Consider the following 225-nt stretch of genomic DNA (forward strand, 5'->3'; position numbering starts at 1 on the left):
GAAAGAAGTTGATCTATGGGGCATTGAGAAAGCATCTTGGGGAAATATTTCGGGAGTTGGCCAAGCAAAGGGAATGCAGCGTAGTTGAAGGTCACTTGATGATTGACCATGTTCATATGTGTTTGAGCGTTCCACCAAAGTATTCAGTGTCAAACGTTGTGGGATTCATGAAAGGCAAGAGTGCAATTTCGATAGCCAGACACTTTGGTGGGAGGCAAAGGAATT

Annotated in this window: 1 protein-coding gene; it reads left to right on the forward strand. The window is 44.0% G+C overall.

Annotated features, from left to right (window positions below; translation table 11 throughout):
* Positions 1 to 225, forward strand: a 225-nt coding sequence (gene tnpA, locus ACO0LL_RS30475) for an IS200/IS605 family transposase (RefSeq protein WP_422954559.1), incomplete at both ends; no start/stop codon positions are given.

The sequence above is a fragment of the Undibacterium sp. TC4M20W genome (genome assembly GCF_049340245.1).
GTDB lineage: Bacteria > Pseudomonadota > Gammaproteobacteria > Burkholderiales > Burkholderiaceae_D > Undibacterium.